Below are 5,354 nucleotides of genomic sequence, written 5' to 3'. Positions count from 1 at the left end.
CGCCGGGGGCGGGGGGGGGGGGGGGGGGGGGGCCGGGGGGGGGGGGGGGGCGCCCCCCCCCCCGGCCAGCATCAGGTGAACAGGATCAGGAAGGCGATCAGCAGCGCGAAGAGCGCCACGGCTTCCGTCAGGGCGAAGCCCAGGATGCCGATGGGGAACACGGTGTCGCGCGAGGCCGGGTTACGGGCCACGGACGCGATCAGCGTCGAGAAGATGTTGCCCAGCGCCAGGCCGACGCCGAACAGGGCGAGGACGGCGATGCCGGCACCAATGGCCTTAGCAGCAAGCACGAGTTCCATCAGAAGAATCCCTTCGCTGATCTGATGTGGTGGTCCGCTGGACGCGGCATCCGCAAGAACGTGGCCCCCTTGTGGGGACTGGCCCCGTCAGTGCAGGTGCACCGCGTCATGCAGGTAGATGCTGGTGAGGATGGCGAAGACGTAGGCCTGCAGGAAAGCGACCAGGAATTCGAAACCCACCAGGAGGACGTTCACCGCCAGCGGCAGCGTGGCGATGAAGGGCCCGACGATGCCAAGCCCGCCCAGCAGCACGACGAAGGTGGCGAAGACCTTCAGCAGCACGTGGCCGGCGACCATGTTGGCGAACAGACGGACCGAGAGGCTGATCGGGCGCGAGAGGTAGGAGACCACCTCGACCGGCACGATGATGGGGGCGAGCCAGAGCGGCGCGCCCTCGGGGAAGAAGTAGCCGAGGAACTTCTTGCCGTGCAGGGCGATGGCCACGACCGTCGTCACCAGGAACACCAGGAAGGCCAGGCCGAAGGTCACGGCGATGTGGCTGGTGTAGGTGAAGGCGTAGGGCAGCAGGCCGATCACGTTGCCGAAGAGGACGAACATGAACAGGGCGAAGACGAAGGGGAAGTAGCGCTTCCCCTCATGCCCGACCTGCCCGGTCACCAGGTTCTCGACGAACTCATAGAAGGTCTCGGCCAGGGCCTGGAAGCGGCCCGGCACCACGGCGCGGGGGGCCATGCCCATGGCCATGATCAGCACGACCACGACGCAGGCGGCCAGCATATGCGCATTGGACTGCGTGAAGTTCACCGCCGCGCCAATCGGCCCGAAGGCGTGCGTCAGCTCGAACTGGCTCAGCGCGTCGATCGTCTTGCCTTCGGCGGCCACTGCGGCTCTCCCGTTTATCCGGTGCTAACCTTGCGCGCCGCGCCGGGGATTGAACAGCCGGTAGACGTTCAATACCCCCGCGGCACCGCCAACCAGGAAGAAGACCAGGAAGAGCCAGGGGAAGCTGCCGAGCCAGCGGTCCAGGAACCAGCCGATGCCACCACCCGCGATGAGGGCAGACACGACCTCGATCCCCGCCCGCATGCCGATGCGCAAGGCGCCGCCCGGCAGCCCCGAGGGGCCGCCCTGTGCAGCGTCGCCGTCACCCTTGTCGAGGCCCCGGCGTTGCCGGGCCCGCTTCAGGCGCGCATCGAAATCGTCGCGTTCGTTCACCCTCGCTCCCGTCACGGTCCCCCCGCCGGAAGGCTGGACGGCTCGTAAGCGTGCGTTCATGGAGTGTCAAGTGGATGCCGCATTGCGAAAGGCCCGGCCCTGGCCCGGAGGCCTGGAATTGCAGGCTTTCACGCGGGGGATGGCGGATGAACCGGCGGTCATTTTTTCCCACCCCTCCCCCGGCCCGCAGCACGAATCAGAGTCCGTCAGGCAACAGGGGGCGCGGTCTTGAGAGGGGCTTCGCCCCTCTCATACTCTCCCCACCAAAGGCCTGAGGCCTTTGGAAACCCATTCGGGGGTCCTCCCCTGAGGCGAGCAAGCTCACCTTTCTAGCCCTGGGCGGCGCCATCCGGCACGCCGGCCTGGCGGGCGAGGCGGGAGAGCGCCTCCGCCGCCATCGGCCGGCCCAGCAGGAAGCCCTGCGCCACATCGCAGCCCATGCGGCGCAGCGCGGCGAGCTGCTCCGGCGTCTCCACCCCCTCGGCCACCGCCTTGGCGCCGAGGCCATGGGCAAGGCGCAGGATGGTCTCGATGATCCAGGCGCTGTTGCGCTCCCCCTCCGTCAGGCCGCGGACGAAGGCGCGGTCCACCTTCAGCACGTCGAAGGGCAGGCGCTGAAGATAGGCCAGGGAGGAATAGCCGGTGCCGAAATCATCGAGCGCCACGCGCACGCCAGTGGCGTGCAGCGCCTCCAGCGCCGCCTGGGCCGCGGCGGCGTTGCGGATGAAGACGCCCTCGGTCAGCTCGATTTCCAGCCAGGAGGGCGGCAGGCCGCTCTCGGCCAGGGCCTCGCGCACCAGGGTCACCGCCTGGTCGGAGGCGAAGAGCATGGCGGAGAGGTTGACGGCCACGGGCATGAACACCCCCTCCGCCCGCCAGCGCAGGGCCTGGGCACAGGCGGCGCGCAGCACGTAGCGGCCCAGGGTGGCGGCCATGCCCGCCTCCTCCGCCACCGGCACGAAGAGGCTGGGCGGGATGGCGCCGCGCGCGGCATGGGTCCAGCGCAGCAGGGCCTCGCACCCCTCCGGCGCGCCGGTGGCGAGGCTGAATTTCGGCTGGTAGAGCAGCACCAGCTCCCCCGCCTCCAGCCCCTGGCGCAGATCGGCCTCCAGCTGGCGCCGCTCCTGCAGGGCGGTTTCCATGATCGGGTCGAAGAGCAGGGCGGCGCCGCGCCCCTCGGCCTTGGCGCGGTCGAGGGCGACATTGGCGCGCTGCTGGAGCTGTTCGGCCGTGCTGCCATGGCGCAGGCCGATGGCGGTGCCGATGCTCGCCGCCGATTCGATGCCGTGCCCCTCCAGCCGGAAGGGGGCGCGCATCGCCCGCACCAGCCGCTCGGCCAGGCGGCGGGCATCCTCGGGCGCGCCCACATCGGCCTGGATGACGGCGAATTCGTCGCCGCCGATGCGCGCCAGGGTATCGGCGCGGCGCAGGCAGCGGCGCATCCGCTCCACCGCGGCGAGGAGAAGCTGGTCCCCCACCGCATGGCCCATGCTTTCATTGACGGCGCGGAAGCCGTCAATGTCGAGGCAGTGCAGGGCGAAGCCCTGGCTCATGCCGGCGCGGGCCTTGGCGATGGCCGCCTCCAGCCGGGCGCCGAACAGCAGGCGGTTGGGCAGGTCGGTCAGCGGGTCGTGCTCGGCGAGGTGGCGCATCCGCTCCTCGGCGGCCTTGCGCTCGGAGATGTCGAGGCCGATCAGCACCACGCGCCCCGCCCCGCCCTGCCCGTCGCGCACGGCGACGGCGGTGGACAGCACCGTGCGGTCCTGCCCCTGGCTGTCGCGCAGGGTGCGCTCCAGGAAGGGCAGCGGCCCCTGGGTGACGAGGGCCTGCTCCAGCCGCGGCCGCTCCCCCGGCGGCACGTTACCAGGGGTCACGCCACCAGGGGCCACGCCACCGGGGTTCGCTCCACCGGCGGCCGCCCCCACGGCGCCACCCGGGAGGTTGATGCCGTGGAAGCGGGCATGGGCCTCGTTCATGAAAAGCAGCTGGCCGTGGCGGTCATAGGCGCTGATCATGGCGGGCAGGCTGTCGATCAGGGCGCGCAGGGTGCGCTCGGCCTCGGCCTGCTGGCGGGCGGCCTGCTCCGCCTGGCGCTGCGCCGCGCGGGCCCGGCCCGATTCGAGCAGCAGCAGCACCACCAGCGCCCCGGCCGAGAGCGCCAGCCCGGCGGCCGAGGCCAGGAAGGTCCAGCCCATCCCGCCATCGGCCGCTTCCGCCCCCTGCTGCTGCTCCCGCAGGCTCAGGCCGCTGAGGTCGCGCAGCTCCGCCTCCAGCACGGAGAGCCGCCCGAGCAGCGCCGGCAGCGCCGCGCCCTCCCCTTCCAGCAGGCGGCGCAGATCGGTTTCCAGCTGTGGCAGCACTGCGGCCAGGGCGCGCGGCGCCTCGGCCATGGCGGCCTCGGCCTCCGTCAGCAGGAGGCAGGCGCGCAGCGCCTCGGCGAAATGAAGGAAGCGGTCCTGCAGCAGCGCCGCCGGCAGCAGGCCGACGGCATGGCGGGACAGCGCCGCCTCGAAGCGGGCGGCCTCGACGGCGGCCAGGGAGAAGCTGCCGCCCTGGAGGCTGGCGCGCAGCCGGTCCTGCGCCGCCGTGTTCAGCACTGAGAGGTTGAGGGAGAAGAAGAAGACCAGCGCCGTGGCGCCGAGCAGGGCCTGGAGCTGCTGCCGCCCCGGCCAGGACTGCGCGCACTGCGCGGGCAGCCAGCGTGCCAGGACGTGCCGGGGCGGCATGAGCCGCGCCAGCCAGGAGCGGGGGCCACCGCCCGCCATGCCTGGGCCGGCCATGCTCAGCCTGCCCCGGCCAGAAGGGCGGGGGCCTCGGCGGCATGACACCGGGCGGCATGACACCGGGCGGCGCGCCCCGGTGCGCCGGGGCCTGGGCCTGGGCCGGCGGAAGAGGTGCCGGCCAGGAGGAGGCCGGCACGCCAGCCCGCCGCCCCTCCCTCGCGCCAGGGGAAATGACCACGCGTGAAGCCGGCAAAAAGCCGCCGGACCCACAACCCAGGGATGCACCCCTGCCCCATCGCCCATCCTTCCAGATGTGGTTCTCAGGATACCACAGGTGGATTCCGCTTTAGCGAAGCGATTGTGGATGGTTTGTTAAGCGCCCCCCTCCACCATCCCAACCGCCGCGCCCAGATCCACCGAGAGCAGCCGGCTTACCCCGCGTTCCTGCATCGTCACGCCATAGAGGCGGTGCATCCGCGCCATGGTCAGCGGGTGGTGGGTGACCACCAGGAAGCGCGTCCCCGCCTCCGCCGCCATGGCCTCCAGCAGGCCGCAGAGTCGTTCCACATTCGCATCATCCAGCGGCGCGTCCACCTCGTCCAGCACGCAGACGGGGGCGGGCTGGCAGCGGAAGACGGCGAAGATGAGGGAGAGCGCCGTCAGCGCCTGCTCGCCACCCGAGAGCAGCGAGAGGGTGGCGAGCTTCTTGCCCGGCGGCTCGGCATAGATTTCGAGCCCCGCCTCCAGCGGGTCATCGCTGCCGACCAGCGCCAGATGCGCCCGCCCGCCGCCGAACAGCCGCGTGAACAGGGCGCGGAACTCGGCATCGATGCGGTCGAAGATGGCGCGCAGCCGCTCCCGTCCCTCGCGGTTCAGGTGGCCGACCGAGCCGCGCAGCTTGGCGATGGCGGCGCCGATCTCCTCGCGGTCCCGGTCGATCGAGCCGATGCGCGCCTCCACCTCGGCCATTTCCTGCTCGGCGCGGAGATTGACCGGCCCCATCGCCTCGCGCTCGCGCGCCAGCCGCTCGGCCTTGCGGCGGGCGGCCTCCTCGGCGGCCTCGGAGAGGTCCTCCGGCGGCTCGGGCAGGTCCGGCGCCTCGCCCAGCCGCTCCGCCAGCCGGGCGGCGACGGTGGTCGCGGCGGCCTCGGCGGCC

General features: G+C 72.0%; 5 protein-coding genes. All 5 read right to left on the bottom strand.

From position 1 onward, the window contains the following. Positions 1-71: 71 nt before the first annotated feature. The gene (locus tag NON00_RS22100; protein ID WP_007434456.1) at positions 72-299 is read right to left on the bottom strand and encodes an ATP synthase subunit C family protein; all 228 of its coding nucleotides are present in this window, start codon (positions 297-299) and stop codon (positions 72-74) included. 87 nt (positions 300-386) lie between these two features. After that, positions 387-1,142 (bottom strand): F0F1 ATP synthase subunit A, encoded by a 756-nt coding sequence (locus tag NON00_RS22095; protein WP_256024926.1) that lies wholly within the window; start codon positions 1,140-1,142, stop codon positions 387-389. Positions 1,143-1,166: 24 nt separating this feature from the next. Further along, positions 1,167-1,475 carry an AtpZ/AtpI family protein gene (locus tag NON00_RS22090; protein ID WP_256024925.1) on the bottom strand — a complete coding sequence of 103 codons (309 nt, stop codon included), beginning with the start codon at positions 1,473-1,475 and terminating at the stop codon, positions 1,167-1,169. Between the two features lie 329 nt (positions 1,476-1,804). Beyond that, positions 1,805-4,255 carry a bifunctional diguanylate cyclase/phosphodiesterase gene (locus NON00_RS22085; RefSeq protein ID WP_256024924.1) on the bottom strand — a complete coding sequence of 817 codons (2,451 nt, stop codon included), beginning with the start codon at positions 4,253-4,255 and terminating at the stop codon, positions 1,805-1,807. Positions 4,256-4,570: 315 nt separating this feature from the next. Next, the coding region (locus NON00_RS22080; protein WP_256024923.1) for an AAA family ATPase at positions 4,571-5,354 on the bottom strand (784 nt) is incomplete at its 5' end.

It is taken from the genome of Roseomonas sp. GC11 (assembly GCF_024437745.1).
In the GTDB taxonomy this organism is placed as follows: Bacteria; Pseudomonadota; Alphaproteobacteria; order Acetobacterales; family Acetobacteraceae; genus Pseudoroseomonas.
This window is presented reverse-complemented; position numbering and strand designations above follow the sequence as displayed.